Source organism: Enterococcus sp. E5-162 (assembly GCF_035725965.1).
Taxonomy (GTDB): domain Bacteria; phylum Bacillota; class Bacilli; order Lactobacillales; family Enterococcaceae; genus Enterococcus_B; species Enterococcus_B lactis.
The window spans coordinates 99,134-115,896 of the sequence record NZ_JAPRFV010000004.1 but is presented as its reverse complement, the minus strand read 5'-3'; the positions used below and the strand labels follow the sequence as shown (position 1 = coordinate 115,896).

12 protein-coding genes and 1 pseudogene are annotated in these 16,763 nt (G+C 38.7%); 11 read left to right on the top strand and 2 right to left on the bottom strand.

Going from position 1 to position 16,763, the window contains the following annotated elements; translation table 11 throughout:
* The 8 genes from OZZ83_RS05545 (at window position 1) to OZZ83_RS05510 (ending at window position 11,195) form a co-directional block, all read left to right on the top strand.
* Window positions 1-1,728, top strand: coding sequence for an ABC transporter ATP-binding protein (locus OZZ83_RS05545; RefSeq protein WP_002314103.1), 1,728 nt, complete (start codon window positions 1-3; stop codon window positions 1,726-1,728).
* Window positions 1,725-3,617: an ABC transporter ATP-binding protein gene (locus tag OZZ83_RS05540; RefSeq protein ID WP_002310084.1), complete on the top strand. Its 1,893-nt coding sequence runs from the start codon at window positions 1,725-1,727 to the stop codon at window positions 3,615-3,617. The genes OZZ83_RS05545 and OZZ83_RS05540 overlap by 4 nt, the downstream gene beginning before the upstream one ends.
* A 204-nt stretch (window positions 3,618-3,821) precedes the next feature.
* Window positions 3,822-4,691: a VOC family protein gene (locus tag OZZ83_RS05535; RefSeq protein WP_002310085.1), complete on the top strand. Its 870-nt coding sequence runs from the start codon at window positions 3,822-3,824 to the stop codon at window positions 4,689-4,691.
* A gap of 207 nt (window positions 4,692-4,898) precedes the next feature.
* The gene (locus OZZ83_RS05530; RefSeq protein WP_325066020.1) at window positions 4,899-5,924 is read left to right on the top strand and encodes a serine hydrolase domain-containing protein; all 1,026 of its coding nucleotides are present in this window, start codon (window positions 4,899-4,901) and stop codon (window positions 5,922-5,924) included.
* Window positions 5,925-5,962: 38 nt separating this feature from the next.
* The gene (gene manA / locus OZZ83_RS05525; RefSeq protein WP_002314101.1) at window positions 5,963-6,913 is read left to right on the top strand and encodes a mannose-6-phosphate isomerase, class I; all 951 of its coding nucleotides are present in this window, start codon (window positions 5,963-5,965) and stop codon (window positions 6,911-6,913) included.
* Window positions 6,914-7,005: 92 nt separating this feature from the next.
* Window positions 7,006-8,709: a PTS transporter subunit EIIC gene (locus OZZ83_RS05520; protein ID WP_002320382.1), complete on the top strand. Its 1,704-nt coding sequence runs from the start codon at window positions 7,006-7,008 to the stop codon at window positions 8,707-8,709.
* 1 nt (window position 8,710) lies between these two features.
* Window positions 8,711-10,744 carry a BglG family transcription antiterminator gene (locus OZZ83_RS05515; RefSeq protein WP_278023425.1) on the top strand — a complete coding sequence of 678 codons (2,034 nt, stop codon included), beginning with the start codon at window positions 8,711-8,713 and terminating at the stop codon, window positions 10,742-10,744.
* Between the two features lie 10 nt (window positions 10,745-10,754).
* Entirely contained in the window at window positions 10,755-11,195 is a 441-nt protein-coding gene (locus tag OZZ83_RS05510; protein WP_002287254.1) for a PTS sugar transporter subunit IIA, read from the top strand.
* Between the two features lie 109 nt (window positions 11,196-11,304).
* Here OZZ83_RS05510 and OZZ83_RS05505 read toward each other — a convergent pair whose 3' ends face one another.
* Both OZZ83_RS05505 and OZZ83_RS05500 read right to left on the bottom strand, forming a co-directional pair.
* Complete coding sequence (locus tag OZZ83_RS05505; protein WP_002310095.1) at window positions 11,305-12,432, bottom strand: ABC transporter permease; 1,128 nt, start codon at window positions 12,430-12,432, stop codon at window positions 11,305-11,307.
* A gap of 2 nt (window positions 12,433-12,434) precedes the next feature.
* Window positions 12,435-13,112: pseudogene (locus tag OZZ83_RS05500) on the bottom strand (ATP-binding cassette domain-containing protein).
* Between the two features lie 263 nt (window positions 13,113-13,375).
* On the opposite strand from OZZ83_RS05500, the gene OZZ83_RS05495 reads away from it, so the two are divergent.
* Genes OZZ83_RS05495 through OZZ83_RS05485 form a run of 3 tightly spaced genes read left to right on the top strand, consistent with a single transcriptional unit; the run spans window position 13,376 to window position 16,758 of the window.
* Entirely contained in the window at window positions 13,376-15,142 is a 1,767-nt protein-coding gene (locus tag OZZ83_RS05495) for a PTS mannitol-specific transporter subunit IIBC (RefSeq protein WP_325066019.1), read from the top strand.
* A gap of 14 nt (window positions 15,143-15,156) precedes the next feature.
* Window positions 15,157-15,594, top strand: a complete 438-nt coding sequence (locus OZZ83_RS05490; RefSeq protein WP_002291499.1) for a PTS sugar transporter subunit IIA — start codon at window positions 15,157-15,159, stop codon at window positions 15,592-15,594.
* 12 nt (window positions 15,595-15,606) lie between these two features.
* Entirely contained in the window at window positions 15,607-16,758 is a 1,152-nt protein-coding gene (locus OZZ83_RS05485; RefSeq protein WP_278023424.1) for a mannitol-1-phosphate 5-dehydrogenase, read from the top strand.
* The last annotated feature ends 5 nt before the right edge of the window (window positions 16,759-16,763 follow it).

The window sequence follows — 16,763 nt, the reverse complement described above, 5'->3', positions numbered from 1 at the left end:
ATGCTAAAAATCGTAAAACGGATCTCCTTGACTTCAGCAATTGCAGCTGCAGTTTTCATGGTGATCCAAGTACTGGCAGATTTATATTTGCCGACACTTACCTCCAATATCATTGATAAAGGGGTAGCGCAAGGAGATGTCGATTATATTTGGCATACAGGTTTTGTGATGATCGGTTTTTCTTTGATCAGTATCTTAGCTGCTATTGCAAATACATTTTTTGCTACTCGAGAATCACAGAAACTGGGTAAGCAATTGCGTACGGATGTCTATAAAAAATCAGAGAGCCTGACAAAAGATGCGTTTGACAAATATGGAACGGCCTCTTTGATCACAAGAACAACCAATGATGTGACTCAAATCCAAATGGTCACACAAATGTTTTTACGTATGATGATCAATGCACCAATCACGCTGATTGGCGCAAGCATACTTGCTTATCAAAAAGATCATCAGTTGACAAAAATCTTCTTAGTCGTCATCCCAGTAATGATTATTTTGATTGGTGGAATCATGTATTTTGCTGTTCCATTATTCAAAAGCATGCAAAAGAAAACTGACCGTTTGAACTTGGTATTTCGAGAAGGGTTGACAGGTGTCAGAGTCATCCGCGCATTCGATAAGACACGCTTTGAAGAAAATCGTTTTGATTTAGCGAATAAAGATTATACAAATACAGCAATCAAAGTTAATACGATTGTCGCATTGATGATGCCGATGATGACATTGATCATGAGCGGTACAAACGTAGCAATCACTTGGTTTGGTGGACACTACATAGCAGATATGACCTTGGAAGTCGGTAATCTGATTGCATTTATGACTTATGCGATGCAGATCTTGATCAGCTTTATGATGCTTTCCGCTATTTTTATCATGGTACCTCGTGCACAAGCTTCAGCTGATCGTATCAATGAGGTGTTGGATGAAAAAATCGGTATCCATGACCCTGAAAATCCTAAAACCGTTTCTTTTGCTGGAAAAGAAGCAACATTGGCCTTCAATCATGTCAATTATCGATATCATGGAGCAGAAAAACTTGCATTGGAAGATATTGATTTTCAAGCTAAGTCAGGCGAAATCGTCGCAATCATAGGAGGAACTGGTTCAGGTAAAACGACCTTAGTCAATTTGATCCCCCGATTATATGACATCGAATCTGGTTCGATCCAAATAAACGGAACGGACATCAGTGAAATGACTCAATATAATTTGCGGGAGCTAATGGGCTTTGTTCCTCAAAAAGCAGTTCTTTTCTCTGGAACGATCCGAGACAATATGCAGTATGGTAAGCCGGATGCAACAGATGAAATGATTTGGAAAGCGTTAGAAATCGCACAAGCTAAAGATTTTGTTTCAGAGATGGAAGATGGATTAGATAGCCATGTGGAACAAGGAGGAGGAAACTTCTCCGGCGGACAAAGACAGCGTCTAGCAATTGCACGAGCATTAGTCAAAACAGCAGACATTTATGTGTTTGATGATTCCTTCTCAGCATTGGATTTCAAAACGGATGCCAATCTTCGCCAAGCATTGAAAACGAATATGAAAGAAAGTATCACGGTTTTAGTTGCTCAACGAGTAAGTACAGTAATGGATGCAGATATGATCCTTGTGCTAGATGAAGGAAAACTAGTTGGCAAGGGAACACATGAAGAACTATTGGCAACAAATGAAACTTATCAAGAAATCGTTCATTCACAACTAAGAGAGGAGGACTTAGCATGAGTAAAACAAACACACGTCCCTCTCACGGACCAGCAGGCGGTCCAGGACACGGCGGACCTGGCAGGAATCTCGGTGTAAAAGGGGAAAAGCCTAAAAATTTCTGGGGAACAGTACGCCGATTGTTTGGCTATATGTCTAAACGTATGGTTGCAATCATCGCTGTATTTGTACTAGCAATAGCAGCCGTGATTTTCCAAATCCAAACACCAAAAGTTTTGGGGAAAGCAACTACAGAAATATTCAAAGGTGTAATGGCTGGCGCGCAACAGATGCAACAAGGGCAACAAGTAACAAAATTTCCGATAGATTTTGATAAAATTGCGCAAATCATTGCAACAGTAATCGTGATGTATTTGATCTCAGCTGTATTCAACTTTTTACAGCAGTTTATTATGACACGTGTTTCACAGCGGACAGTTTATGAGTTGCGTCATGACTTGGAAGCCAAAATGAATCGTGTACCGATTTCCTATTATGATACACATACAAATGGCGATATCATGTCTCGAGCAATCAATGATATGGATAACATCGCAAGCACGCTGCAACAAAATTTGACTCAATTTGTAACTAGTGCAGTCACATTGATCGGGGTCATCGTGATGATGCTTTCAATCAGCTGGCAATTAACGTTAGTCGCGTTATTGATGATCCCTTTAAGCTTGATCATCGTTATGGTCGTTGCGTCAAGATCACAAGTGTTTTTCGCAGATCAGCAAAAAAGTTTAGGTTTATTGAATAACCAAGTAGAAGAAACATATGGTGGTCATACGATCGTTAAAACATTCAATCATACTGAAAAAGATCAGGAAGTATTTGAAAAAGAAAATCAGAATCTGTATGCCGCTGGTTGGAAAGCTCAATTTATTTCGGCAATCATCATGCCGTTGATGAATTTCGTTAAAAATCTAGGCTATGTGTTCGTCGCTGTACTAGGCGGAGTAAAAGTTGCAAATGGGAACATGACATTAGGGGATGTTCAAGCATTCTTGCAATATACGACACAGTTCTCTCAACCAATCACTCAACTTGCAAGTTTGATGAACACTATCCAATCAACGGTTGCTTCAGCCGAACGGGTATTTGAAGTGTTGGATGAAGAAGAGATGTCCAATGAAAAATCTGGCCTTCCAGAAGAAAAAGATACACCATACAAAGTTCGTTTTGAAAATGTTCAATTCGGCTACACACCAGATAACTTGCTAATGACTGATTTCAACTTGGATGTCAAACCTGGTGAGATGGTCGCTATTGTAGGGCCAACCGGTGCAGGAAAGACGACACTGATCAACCTTCTTGAACGGTTCTACGATGTTTCTGGAGGCAGTATTCGTTACGATGGTGTAGATACCCGTGACCTTTCACGTGATGAATTGCGCGCACAGTTTTCAATGGTACTGCAAGATACGTGGCTGTTTACAGGAAGTATCTATGACAATATCAAATATGGGAACGACGATGCAACAGATGAACAAGTCATTGAAGCTGCTAAAGCCGCTCACGTAGATGATTTTGTTCGTAAATTGCCAGAAGGATATAACACTGTATTAAACGAGGATGCAAGCAATATTTCGCAAGGGCAACGTCAGCTGATCACTATTGCGCGGGCATTCTTAGCAAATCCGGATGTCCTGATCCTTGATGAAGCAACATCTAGTGTAGATACACGAACAGAAATACTGATTCAAAAAGCGATGAACCGCCTATTGGAAAACCGAACAAGTTTTGTTGTCGCTCACCGCTTGTCTACAATACGCGATGCAGACAACATTATTGTGATGAATCATGGTTCGATCGTAGAAACTGGAAACCACGATACATTGATGGAAAAAGACGGATTCTATGCAGATCTTTATAACAGTCAGTTTTCTGAAGAAGAAGCTTCATAGAAACGTACAAATTTATTATTTTTCTTTACCGCATGAAGCACATTTCAAGAAAATGAGTTTCATGTGGTTTTTTACTCATTTATTTACAAAAAACAAGTAAAATGCGAAGTTTCTCACACTTTTTTTAACAAAAACAAAGTTATTGCTTGAAAGAAGAAGAATCCATCGTTAAAATAAAGCTTGACGTAGAGGGGAGCAAGAAATATGAGAGATTTTCAATTGGGGGCTGCCACCTATTTAAAAAGTGTAGCCATTCGGGTGAAAGACCGAGATAAAATGATTGATTTTTACAAGAACGTTGTTGGCTTTGATTTGAAAAGAGAAGAAAACGAATTAGCCATTTTAGGAACAGAAGAAGCTGGAAGTGAAATGTTGCTGCTGGAAGAAAGTCCTAGAGCGAATGATCACATGGGGAAGATCAAAAAGCTGAACCGTTTCTCATTGATTATCCCTAGCACAGAAGAACTGGCAGATATTCTTTGCCGTATTCGTAAAATGAATTATCCAATCAAAGAAGCTTTAGAAGATCATGGACGTATGGGGATTTTACTCGTAGACCCAGAAGAGAATGAATTAGAAATTTACCATGAAGAGAATAAGAATGACCAAAGAGAAGTTCCAGAGACGATGGATCAAGAAGCGTTGTTAAGAAAATCTGAAGAAAAATTCAGTAAACTATCAGCAGGATCTTATTTTGAAAAAATCCATTTAAATGTTACTGATTTAGCAAAAGAACGCCAATTTCTTAATCGTGTCCTTGGTTTGAAGGTACATAATGAAGAAGAGGGCATCCATGTATTGAATGAAGGAGACTTCCATGTTGGATTGACAGAAGCAAGTGGTGGTGCCATCGATTTGCCTACAGATGAAGTGATTGGACTTGATTTTCTGAAATTCATGATTGATACTGAAAGCATGGAAGGACTGATTGCTCACTTGCAGCAATTATCAGTCGATTTCTTCTTGGACAAAAAGCATACAGTACTCACAATCTATGATGCCATAGGAATCGAATGGTGGTTCGTCAGTGAGCCAAAAGAAAAGAATAAAACTGACATTCGATGCGACGCTTAACTTTTTCTTTCTTAACGATTGTCGCATGTCTCGTCATTTTATGAACGGTCATACTATCACTTGTTCTAGAGATAGAAAGAGCAAACAGTATACCGAATGAAACTGCGTGGTTTTCCGCGCAGTTTTTTTGTGTAAAAAGGTTGATTCCTCATAGATTAAGCTTTAAGCTTGGACTGTAAGAATCTGACAGAAAAGCAGGAGAAAAAGATGTACCCACAAACGAAACAGCTTATTTTGAAAAAAATGGAAGAAGGATTTTATCCAGGTGTAGCAGCCGCCTTCATCAAAGAAAATCAAGTAGAATCATTTACAGCTGGCTTTGCCCAAGTCGTTCCTGAAAAACAGCCGATGACAGAAGATCTGTTGTTTGATGCAGCATCACTGACGAAAGTCGTTGCAACCACTTCATTAGTTTTGCGTCTATTAGAGGATGGAAAAATAGAACTCGATCAACCACTGCATAAATATCTTTCTGAATTCGAAAATCAGACAATCACTTTGCGTCATTTACTGACACATACTTCTGATATCAAAACATGGATACCAAACAGAGATGAGCTATCTCAGGAAGAATTGATTGCCGCTTATTTGAAGCTAGAACCAGGTGAGCAACTAGGAAAAGAAGTAAAATATACAGATGCCGGAACGATTCTTCTTGGATTGATGCTGGAAAAAATTTACCAAGAAACTGCAGTGGAAATCTTTCAAGAACAAGTATTGGAACCATTAGAAATGATGAACAGCTTATTTCTTCCTTTTCCTTCCAAAAAAATCGTTCCCACAGAACAACTGCCTTCGGGTGAGGTTTTGCGTGGACAAACTCATGATCCGAAAGCAAGAGTTTTAGCTGAACATGCAGGAAATGCTGGGCTCTTTATCGATTTGAACGACAGCATTACTTTTGTCCAAATGTATTTGAACAAGGGAAAAATCAGTAATGGTCGGTTTTTAAAAGAAGAAACGATTGATTCTTTGCTACAAGATCAAACTCCAGAAAGAAATGGCTATCGTTCTCTAGGGTGGGATTTAAAAAAAGATGTAGGAGACGGTCATGCGATTCTTTTTCATACTGGTTATACAGGTACGTTTTTCTTGATTGATATAAAAACACAAGAAGCGTTGATATTTTTGTCTAATCGCGTACATCCTGTCGATCATCGTGCGGAGTATCTCATATGTCGAGATGAAATTGTTGAAAATTTTTTGAAAGAGAAAGCGGTATTACAGAAATAATGCTATAATAGCTATGAAAAATGAGAGGAGTTTGAATTATGCAAGAACCTATGTTTTTAAAACCAGTTTTTCAAGAAAAAATTTGGGGAGGAAGCCGCTTACGTTCAGTCTTCGGTTTTGATATCCCTAACGATAAAATCGGAGAAGATTGGGCGATCAGTGCGCATCCTCATGGTGTCAGTGTAGTAGAAAATGGCGAATTCAAAGGGAAAAGATTAGATGAACTATGGTCAGAACACAAGGAATTGTTTGGCCATCCTTCAGAACCAGTGTTTCCATTATTGATCAAGATCTTAGATGCAGAAGATGATCTATCTGTACAAGTACATCCAGATGATGCCTATGGGATGAAACATGAAGGTGAATTAGGAAAAACTGAGTGCTGGTATATCATCGATGCTGAACCTGGTGCAGAAATCATCTACGGTCATCATGCAAAGACAAGAGAAGAACTAGCTGAGATGATCAAAAATGGGCGCTGGGATGATCTTTTGAAGAAAGTACCAGTTAAAAAAGGTGATTTCTTTTATGTACCAAGCGGAACGATCCATGCTATTGGTAAAGGGATCATGATTTTAGAAACACAACAAAGCTCCGATACGACCTATCGCGTGTATGACTACGACAGAAAAGATGCGCAAGGACAAACAAGAGAGCTGCATATCCAACAATCGATCGATGTAACAACTGTCCCTGCCAAAACACCAGAACTACAAATCAAAGAAGTTCGAAAAGGGAATTCATCGATCGTCACTTATTTAGAAACTGAGTTTTTCAATGTATATGAGTGGGATATTAAAGGAATCGCATCTTTCAAAAAACAAGCCCCTTATACGTTGATGACAGTGATTGAAGGAGCAGGAGACCTTGTTGTTGACGGAAAAACATATCCATTAGAAAAAGGAACAAGCTGTATCATTCCAAGTGGCGTTTCTGAGTGGACGGTCCAAGGTGAACTAGCAATCATTGCGTCTGAACCAGGCAAATAGTTCCCAGATAGCTGAAAGCGGCAGACGGTTTTCGTTTGCTGCTTTTTCTACATAAAATCCGTCTATCAATAAATAGAAGTATGGTGAAAAAGATGGAATACAAATGGAAAGCAAACAGCAACAGTCGAGTGTTTACGAAACAACTGAGAAAAGCCGGACACCACTTGAATGAGATGATCATGCCAAACCTAAGTCTGTTTATTGCTTGGGGAATCTTGTCATTAGTAATGAAAGGTGTGTCTGGCGATTTGCACGCCACGTTGGAAGAGGTATGCCACTGGATGATTCAACTGCTTTTACCAATCTTGATCAGCTATTCAGGCGGAAAATCGGTAGGGGGACAAAAAGGAGCAGTCGCGGGCGCAATCGCTTCTTTAGGGTTGATTGCTCGTTCCGATGCCCCGCAAATCGTAGGAGCGATGATTATAGGGCCGCTTGCCGGCATCTCGTATGAACAATTTGTTTCTAGATTTCATGCGAAATTCAAAGGTGGTTATGAAATGCTTGTCAGCAACTTACTAGTAGGGCTGATTGGTAGTATTATTTGTATAATTGGAATCGTTTTTATTGAGCCAGCTTTAAATAGTTTCCACCTGTTGCTTGTCTCCGTCGTGTCTTGGCTAGTCAAAATGAATCTGTTGCCGCTTGTCAGTTTGATCCTAGAACCTCTAAAAGTACTATTTTTTAATAATGCAATCAACCATGGTGTGTTGACACCTTTAGGAATCGAATTCTCACAAACAGTCGGGTACTCTTACCTGTTTTTGATGGAGGCAAATCCGGGACCTGGTTTAGGGATCTTACTTGCTATCCTTTGTTTTGCAGAAAAACAGGAAAAAGTAAATGCGAGTGGAGCATTGATGATCCATGCGATTGGCGGGATTCACGAAATCTATTTTCCATTTGTCTTGCTGCGACCGTATCTATTTTTAGCTGTAATGGTTGGTGGAGCAAGTGGCACGTTGATATTCCAATGGTTAGATGCGGGATTAGCTACTCCTGTATCGCCCGGGTCACTACTCGTGATTTTTGCCAATACGCCTTATCCGCAACTAGCTGGGGTAAGTATAGGGATAGCAATCAGTACATTTGTGACCTTCATTTGTGCAACGCTGCTATTGAAATTACCGAAAAAAGAAGAAGGAGACAACACGGTCAAAGAAAGGGGAGAAATTTTGGAACTATCTACCATTCATTCTGTCGTTTTTGCGTGTGACTCGGGCATGGGATCAAGCGCTATGGGAGCTGCCCTGCTGAAGAAAAAATTAGCAGCGGAAAAAATTGATCTCGCTGTTGGATACAGCTCTGTCTATGAATTGAACAATCAAGTAAATCAGCTTGTTATCGTCCAACATGAATTAGCGGATCTTGCAAGAGAAAAAGTACCTCAAAGTCAAATTTTCGTATTGAATCACTTTTTGGAAACAGATATCTTGCTGTCACGAATAAAAAAAGCAATCCACGAACCAAATTGGAAAGAAAAAAAAGAGAGAGTAGAAGTAATAGAACAGAAAAAGTCGCCCGTCAACGTTGTGTTTTTGTATAAAAATAATAGACGTGGTTCACAAACCATGGGCATGGCGATTTTAAGTCAATTAGCAAAAAAAGAGAAAAAACAGTTTGTTATCTTAAAGGAACCAATCGAACAGCTCAAAATCCAAGAAGAAACGATTTATATCGCCCAAAGAGAACTAGCTGTAAATGAACAGCTAAAAGAAAAGATCCCTCAGCTAGTCCTAGTGGAACATTGGGTAGCTACGAATGAATACGAAAAACTTGTGAAGGGAGAAAAATAAGATGTACTTATCGCCCAGAGAAAAACAATTATTAGCAGAATTTCTCAGCAGTCCCTCACCTGTGACTATCCAAAAAATGATGAATTTATTGAAAGTCAGCAAGCGGACCATTTACCGCGAATTAGATAATCTTGAAGTCTCATTGAAATCGGTAAATGCTTCGTTGAAAAAAGTAGCAAGAGGTTCGTTTGTCATTGAGGCATCGGAAGAAGTAATGGAGCAATTAAAAGAAAATACAGAGGGGAAAAGCGATGATTTGCCTACTGCTAAACGCCAACACGCAATTTTAGCCGAGTTGTTACTAACGACAGAACCGTTGAGTCTTGCTCATTTTATGGAATTATACCGCATCAGTAATACTACTTTTTATGCAGATATCAAACAGTTGGAAGAAAGTATCCGCCAACTGCCTTTGGAAATCATTCGGAACCAAGGATATGAGATCGTAGGACCGGAAAAATACCGTCGGCTTCTAACAGCGAATGTATTAGAATTAGAAATCAATGAATATGAACTTTTTCATAGTATTCCTTTTGATTCATCGCTGAATTACTTTTTTCGATTCGTTGATCCGCAACATCTGTCTCTTGCACGCCAAGTAGTCGGGGAAGAATTGATCCAAAAAAAGACTAATCTAAGTGATAGAAAACTTGAACATTTGGTTTTGATGCTGACATTGACGATGGATCGTGTAACGAAAAATCATTTACTGACAAATGAGACGTATAATGGTCTGGCAAACAAAGAATTGCTTCAGACCGCTAAACGATTATTCTCACGGATTGCTTCTGAGACAAAACAACTTTACCCAGTAAATGAGATCGTCTTTTTTGCAGGATTATTAAATGACTTCACGAACTCATTTGATCAGAATTTCTTTGAAGAAACGTTCGATACACAGCTTGCTTATTTAGTAAAACAACTGATTCAAGAAGTAAGTGAAGAGACGAATGTCCATTTTTATGAAGATGAAACCTTGTACAAAATGCTTTTGACCCATTTGTCTGGTGTGTTTTCAAGAGCCGTTTTACAAGAAGAGACACTGACTAATCCGATTTTAGAAAAAATCATGGTTCAATATGAGGAAATTGCCAATGCAATCCGCAAAGCAGTAGAGCGGATTTTTCAAGAAAAGAAATTATCAGAAGAAGAGATCGCATATATGGTCCTTCATTTTGCAAATTCATTGGAAAGAAGCCCGAAAGAAAGCGATATCAGTATCGCAGGATTCTCACCAAGCGGCTTAGCTTCTACTAGCATGTTGGAACTGCGTTTGAAACGGTATTTTCCTTTCATTCAACAGATTCATTTCTATCGGATCGCTGATTTGAAAAAAATTGATTTACAAGAAGAATATGATATTGTTATTTCTACATCTATTCTACCAGGATATGATGGAAAATATATTTTAGTCTCCCCGCTACTGCTAGAAGATGAAGTCAAGCAGCTAAAAGAAGCTTTTTCGCATATTGAGAAGAAAAAAAGGCAAAAGAATACGTATAACAGCAATAACGAGTGGATGCTAGAAGATACTTATGAGGAAACGATGCATTTCATGGAGCAAATCAATCAATTACTTGATCGTTTCTTTATTCAAGAACTAGATAATCCTAATACGGTCTCTGAAACGATTCGCAGTTTATTTCCTTATTTTCCTGAAGGACTAGTAACAGATGAAGAGGTGGTTCATCGCCGACTGCTTAAGCGATATGAACAAGCACCTATCGGAATTCCTCATACAAATATGGGGTTATTCCATACATCCAGCTCATTGGTTTCTAAACCGATCTTTTGTATTTTCAATTTGAAACAACCGTTGACAATTGACGGGATGGATAGACAGCCAGTCGATTTGTCCCGTATGTTAGTTATACTGGCGCCTTCGCCAATCCAAGAAAAAGACGGGATTCTTTTAGGAAAGATCAGTGGAGCAATCATCATGAACGATTTGAACACCGAGATCTTCCGCTCAGGAAATAAAGAAATCGTTTATCAATTGTTAGCGAAAATCCTGATTGAAGAAATAAAGAAATGAGGGTGAAAAGATGATCCAGCTACCAGCAGAAAAAATATTGCTCGATCAATCCTATCAAAATTGGAAAGAAGCGTTGACCGAGATCGGCCAGTGGATGACCCAACAAGGGGGAATCAAACCGGCATATATCCAATCAATGATCGAAAGACAAGAAAAAGCGAGTGTCTATATCGGGAATTTCGTAGCCTTGCCACATGGGACTGACAAAGATGAAGAAGTAGTAGAAGAAGGGATCTATTTAGTCCAAGTACCTGATGGTGTGGACTTTGGAACAAAAGAGGAACCAAAAATCGCGACACTCTTATTTGTAGTGGCTTTAAAAAAAGAACATCAGTTAGCTGTGCTACAAGATTTAGCCTTTTTTTGTTCAGACATCGACCAAGTAATGGCACTCAGTGATGCGGAAACCATTGAAGAAGTCCAAATGATTTTTGAACATGGACATATATAACCAATGTTCTCAGTAAAAAAGATGCCTTGCATCAAGTAATAACTTCAACCAAGTGAAAAATAGGAGACGGTGACAAGATTTTTGTCACCGCTCCTATTATTTTTGTGTTTTAATAACTCTTTTTTATATAGATAGCGCACATACCTATGAATAATAGAACAATACTCCATGTACCAAGTGTCAAGATACCATTCATGAAAGTAACCTGTTCTGAAGCTAGTGGAGAGAAAATATCTCCTCCTACGATCACATTTTGAAAATCAACATAAGAAGTTGGCAAGTAATGACTGATTGATTCTATCCATCCAATCGAAGAAAACAAGCGATACTCTGCTAAGAAAAGACAAAGAAGTGTACCTAAAAGATTGACTAGAGAATGTTCAAATAAAGCAGATAGAAGAAAACTGATCGTACTTAAAAAGAACACCCACAACAACAAGAACAGAAAACTCTGGAAAAGATATGCATACATCGGAAGGATTCGTATCTCCTGACCAATGATCGTTCCTACAGGATAACGGAAGTCGCCCAAACCATTTTTGATTACTACTAGTATAGAGACGAACAAAAATGGAATCACGAGACTTAGCATAGCTGCACCATAATAAACGGTGAAACGGATGCTATGTTTCTTTACCATACTATCCGGTAATAGATTGACTAGAGAGATTACCTGCTTTCTTTTTTCATAAGAGATGATCGAGGAAAGAAACAAGGCGGTTATACATAAAATCAAAAAACTAGAAATCATTCCTGAAAAAATATTTTCGTAGTAATTCGCTAAAGGGAGGTGCGCTGGCAAGTCAAAAATTGAATATCTTTGGATCTGATGTTCTTTCATATAACGGAGCAACTCTACACGTTTTTGTTGTTCAATGATTGGAAGTCCTTGTCTTTGACCAGAAATCAGCCGGCCCAGTATATCTTTTTCATAATGATAAGTTGCTTCGACCATTTCCTGGACATTCCCTGTGTTTTTTGCACGTAAAATTGCTTCGATCAGTTTGTTGCTTTTCTCTAAACTTTCCACAAATTCTTTCTCATTCTCATCTTCTTTCAACGTTTCAATCAAACGTTGCGTCTCTTCATAGTTATGATTCAGTTCATCGAATTCTGTATAAGCAAGTTCATGATCAAAAAAAAGTGGGAATGCAAAGAGCACGATCAACAATAGAGGGAATAAAAAGTTTACTTTGTTTTTTAGTAAGAGATTGCGTTCAAATGTAAATAAAGTCATAGTTACACCTCATACAATTGACGATAAATAGCTAAAATCTCTTCCATATTTGAGGATTCTGTGACGATTTCTCCATTTTTTAGAAAACATGCTTTAGAACAAATCGATTGGATATTCGCGATAGCGTGGGAAGAAAGAAGAATCGTCTTCCCCTCTTCCTGCCATTGTCTGATCAGCCTATTCAAGATATCAATACTTCCTGGGTCTAACCCGTTCAACGGTTCATCGAATAACATGACAGATGAATCACTGATCAAGTAAGCAGCAAGCAAGACATGTTGTTTCATTCCTAGAGACATTTTTCCAATCGGCAAAGTAAGGTACTCAGTCATCTTCAATCGTTGGAAAACAGTTTAGCATTCTACTTTGCTCTGCCAATAGTATTTGATCAAAGTCAAATAATCAACAGCCGTTAGATAGTCGGATAACTGATTCGTTGATTCTAGAAAAAAGAAAGACCGGCGATAATCTGTATAAGCAGTAGGAGAGATGTTGTGAAGGGACAATTGATCATAAGTTGTTGGCAGCAGTTGGGCAATGCCATTCAGCAAAGTTGTTTTGCCAAATCCGTTCGGGGCAATCAAAGCAGCTACTTCTCCTGATTCTACTAAAAGATCCAATTGTCGAATCACACGTTTTTTACCACGTTTCATGTTCATGTTTTTGATCAGTAATGTCATAGATAGGTCTCCAATATAAATTTTAATATCATAATAAAACAAAAAGCATCCAAATAAAATGCTGACAAAAGTTATTATTTACATATTATAAAAAAGTTAAAATAACATGTTTATTTAAAAGTAAAGTTTGCTGATCCCAAAATTTTTTTATTTTGCTGATATCCTCAAACCTTTGGCACAAAGTTTCGTGCCAAAGTACGACTATTTCTCTTTTTAGTAAGCGAATACAATTAGAGTATCAAAAGGAGAGAGGAAGAGACAAAATGGAACGGATGATTCCCAAAAACAACATTTCGCTAAAAGCGAGGGTACAAAAATTAGGCAGTACCTTATCAAGCATGGTCATGCCAAACATTGGAGCACTGATTGCTTGGGGTGTGTTAACGGCTTTATTTATCCCAGATGGTTATTTGCCAAATGAAGCTTTTGCTACCATGGTAAGCCCGATGCTAACTTATCTGATTCCTTTATTGATCGGCTATACTGGCGGAAAAGTAATTGCTGGTGACCGCGGATCAGTTGTGGGAGCAATTGCAACGATGGGTGTGATTGTCGGAACAGATATTCCAATGATGCTAGGTGCGATGATCATGGGACCTCTTGGTGGATATGCTATCAAGAAATTTGATCAGCTGTTCCAAAAACGGATCAAATCCGGTTTTGAAATGTTGGTCAATAATTTTTCAGCAGGTCTTATCGGTTTTGGATTAGCGTTATTAGGTTTTTCTGCGATTGGTCCAGTTGTCGATACATTGACTCAAGCAATGGCAAAAGGTGTAGAGATCATTTTATCTGCCCATTTGATTCCATTGACAAGTATTTTTATTGAACCAGCAAAAATCTTATTTTTGAATAATGCAATCAATCATGGGATTTTGACACCATTAGGAACTGAACAAGTAGCAGATGCAGGAAAATCTATTCTATTCTTGCTTGAAGCAAATCCTGGTCCAGGACTTGGCGTATTACTTGCTTTTACTTTGTTTGGCAAAGGAGCAGCAAAATCTTCAGCACCAGGTGCTATGATCATCCACTTTTTAGGTGGGATCCATGAAATCTATTTTCCTTACGTCATGATGAAACCGTTATTATTCTTATCAGTTATAGGCGGAGGAATGTCAGGAAGTTTCATTTTCCAATTGATGGATGCTGGACTAAGAGCGCCAGCTTCTCCAGGATCAATCATTGCGATTCTAGCGATGACACCGTTCAATTCTTACCTTCCTGTTATTTTGGGCGTGATTGTTGCCGCAGCTGTTTCATTCGGTATTTCTGCAGTGATTTTGAAAGCGGATGCGAAAGATACAAATGAAGACTTTGAAAAGTCTGTGCAAGAGACAAAAGCAGCTAAACAAGCATCTAAAGGTGCCCAAGGTATTCCTCAAGGAACTGCGCTATCTGGCGTACAAAAAATCATTTTTGCTTGTGATGCAGGGATGGGATCAAGTGCGATGGGCGCTTCGATTTTGAGAAAAAAAGTACAGGAAGCAGACTTGCCTCAAACGGTGACTAACCAAGCAATCAGCCAACTGACAGATGACTCGAATACATTGATCGTTACTCAGGTCGAACTACAAGAAAGAGCAAAACAAAAAGCACCGAACGCGCGTTTTGTTTCAGTAGAAAACTTTTTGAATTCACCTCGATATGATGAAATCATTCAAGAATTGAGCAGCAAACAGGAACCATCAACTTCTGAAACTAAGAACGAGCCAACAGAAGAGTTTCTTTCAGCAAACATCAAACAAATCAAAGAGATTCTACTTGTCCACGATGATCGTTCGGGATCAGCAACAATGGGAATGACTGTGCTCAAAGATATATTAGACAAGAACCATTTAACTATCCCGTTACGAAAAGTCAACATCCAGGAGTTAAAAGGGGAGCCTGATTCACTGATCGTAGCCAAAGAAAGTTTAGCAGAAAAAGCACAGATGGCTGCACCGCAATCCATTCATTTATCGGTTAATAGCATGGTCAACCCACAAAAATTTGAATCAATTGCACAATATTTGAAACAGACAGCTTAAGGGAGGAAAACAGCATGCAAAGTTTGCCATTCGACATGATCGAACTCAATCGATCATTTAAAACCAAAGAAGAAGCGATCCGCTATTGCGGTCAAAAGCTTGTAGAAGCAGGATGCGTTGATGAGGAATATATCGATGCCATGGTAGAAAGAGACAACATGTTATCTGTTTACATGGGGAATTTTATCGCGATTCCTCATGGAACAGATGAAGCAAAAAAATATGTGAAAAAATCCGGCATTTGTGTCGTACAGGTGCCAGACGGTGTCAATTTTGGTACGGAAGAAGAAGAAAAGATTGCGACTGTTTTGTTCGGTATAGCAGGAGTCGGCGATGAGCATCTGCAACTTGTACAGCAAATCGCACTTTATTGCAGTGATATGGACAATGTTGTCCAACTAGCAGACGCGCTCAGCAAAGAAGAAGTAACGGAAAATCTAGCAATTGCTTAAGGAGAGAGAAAAATGAGAGCAGTACATTTTGGTGCAGGAAATATCGGTCGAGGATTTATTGGAGAAATTTTGGCAACTAATGGATTTGAGATTACTTTCGTAGATGTGAATCACACGATCATTGATGCTTTAAATGAAAGAAAAGAATACGAAATCGAATTAGCAGATGAATCAAAAGAAAGAATCACTGTGAAAAATGTCAAAGGAATCAACAATCAAACAAATCCAGAAAAAGTAATCCAAGAAATCGCTGAAGCAGATTTAGTCACTACCGCCATTGGCCCGAATACCTTACCTTTTATTGCCGAGTTGATTGCAAAAGGTATCCAAGCAAGAGAAATGGAAGGAAACGCAACACCTTTAGATGTCATTGCCTGTGAAAACATGATTGGTGGTTCAGCATTTCTAGAAAAAGAAGTGTATAAATATCTTCCAGAAACATCATTTACTGACAAATATATCGGCTTTCCAAATGCAGCAGTCGATCGAATCGTCCCATTACAACACCATGAAGATCCTTTATTCGTCCAAGTAGAACCTTTCAAGGAATGGGTCATTGACGATAGCCAAAGAAAAAATAAAGAAATCCAATTAAAAGGGGTTTTATATGTAGATGATCTAGAACCATATATCGAACGCAAACTATTTAGTGTCAATACTGGTCATGCGACTGTCGCTTATACAGGTGCCTTGTTAGGTTACCAGACCATTGATGAAGCAATGCAAGATGCGTTAGTTGTAGCACAATTAAAATCAGTTCTGCAGGAAACAGGAAGTTTGCTGATTGCCAAATGGGGGTTTGATTCAGAGCAGCATCATGCGTATATTGAAAAAATCATCCATCGTTTCCAAAACAAATATATCTCTGATGCGATCACACGTGTCGCTCGGACACCATTACGTAAGTTAGGTTATCAAGAACGGTTTACACGGCCAATGAGAGAACTGCAAGAACATAACTTGACTTGTCCACATTTGACGGCAACAATGGGTATTATTTTTAATTATTATGATCCTGAAGATGAACAAAGCCGTCAACTGCATGAAATGAAGATCCATGAAAACTTAGAACAATTGATCCAAGAAGTCACAGGAATCAATGATCCGAAAACAATCGGGAATATCAAGCAAAACGTGAACCGTTATGCCAAGCAAGTCGCTTAAAATAG

Bases quoted from the DNA above. Each gene is read 5' to 3' on its own strand.
- OZZ83_RS05530 (WP_325066020.1), top strand. From the start codon at position 4,899: ATGTACCCACAAACGAAACAGCTTATTTTGAAAAAAATGGAAGAAGGA.
- OZZ83_RS05515 (WP_278023425.1), top strand. From the start codon at position 8,711: ATGTACTTATCGCCCAGAGAAAAACAATTATTAGCAGAATTTCTCAGC.
- OZZ83_RS05495 (WP_325066019.1), top strand. From the start codon at position 13,376: ATGGAACGGATGATTCCCAAAAACAACATTTCGCTAAAAGCGAGGGTA.
- OZZ83_RS05545 (WP_002314103.1), top strand. From the start codon at position 1: ATGCTAAAAATCGTAAAACGGATCTCCTTGACTTCAGCAATTGCAGCT.
- OZZ83_RS05510 (WP_002287254.1), top strand. From the start codon at position 10,755: ATGATCCAGCTACCAGCAGAAAAAATATTGCTCGATCAATCCTATCAA.
- OZZ83_RS05505 (WP_002310095.1), bottom strand. From the start codon at position 12,432: ATGACTTTATTTACATTTGAACGCAATCTCTTACTAAAAAACAAAGTA.
- manA (WP_002314101.1), top strand. From the start codon at position 5,963: ATGCAAGAACCTATGTTTTTAAAACCAGTTTTTCAAGAAAAAATTTGG.
- OZZ83_RS05490 (WP_002291499.1), top strand. From the start codon at position 15,157: ATGCAAAGTTTGCCATTCGACATGATCGAACTCAATCGATCATTTAAA.
- OZZ83_RS05540 (WP_002310084.1), top strand. From the start codon at position 1,725: ATGAGTAAAACAAACACACGTCCCTCTCACGGACCAGCAGGCGGTCCA.
- OZZ83_RS05535 (WP_002310085.1), top strand. From the start codon at position 3,822: ATGAGAGATTTTCAATTGGGGGCTGCCACCTATTTAAAAAGTGTAGCC.
- OZZ83_RS05520 (WP_002320382.1), top strand. From the start codon at position 7,006: ATGGAATACAAATGGAAAGCAAACAGCAACAGTCGAGTGTTTACGAAA.
- OZZ83_RS05485 (WP_278023424.1), top strand. From the start codon at position 15,607: ATGAGAGCAGTACATTTTGGTGCAGGAAATATCGGTCGAGGATTTATT.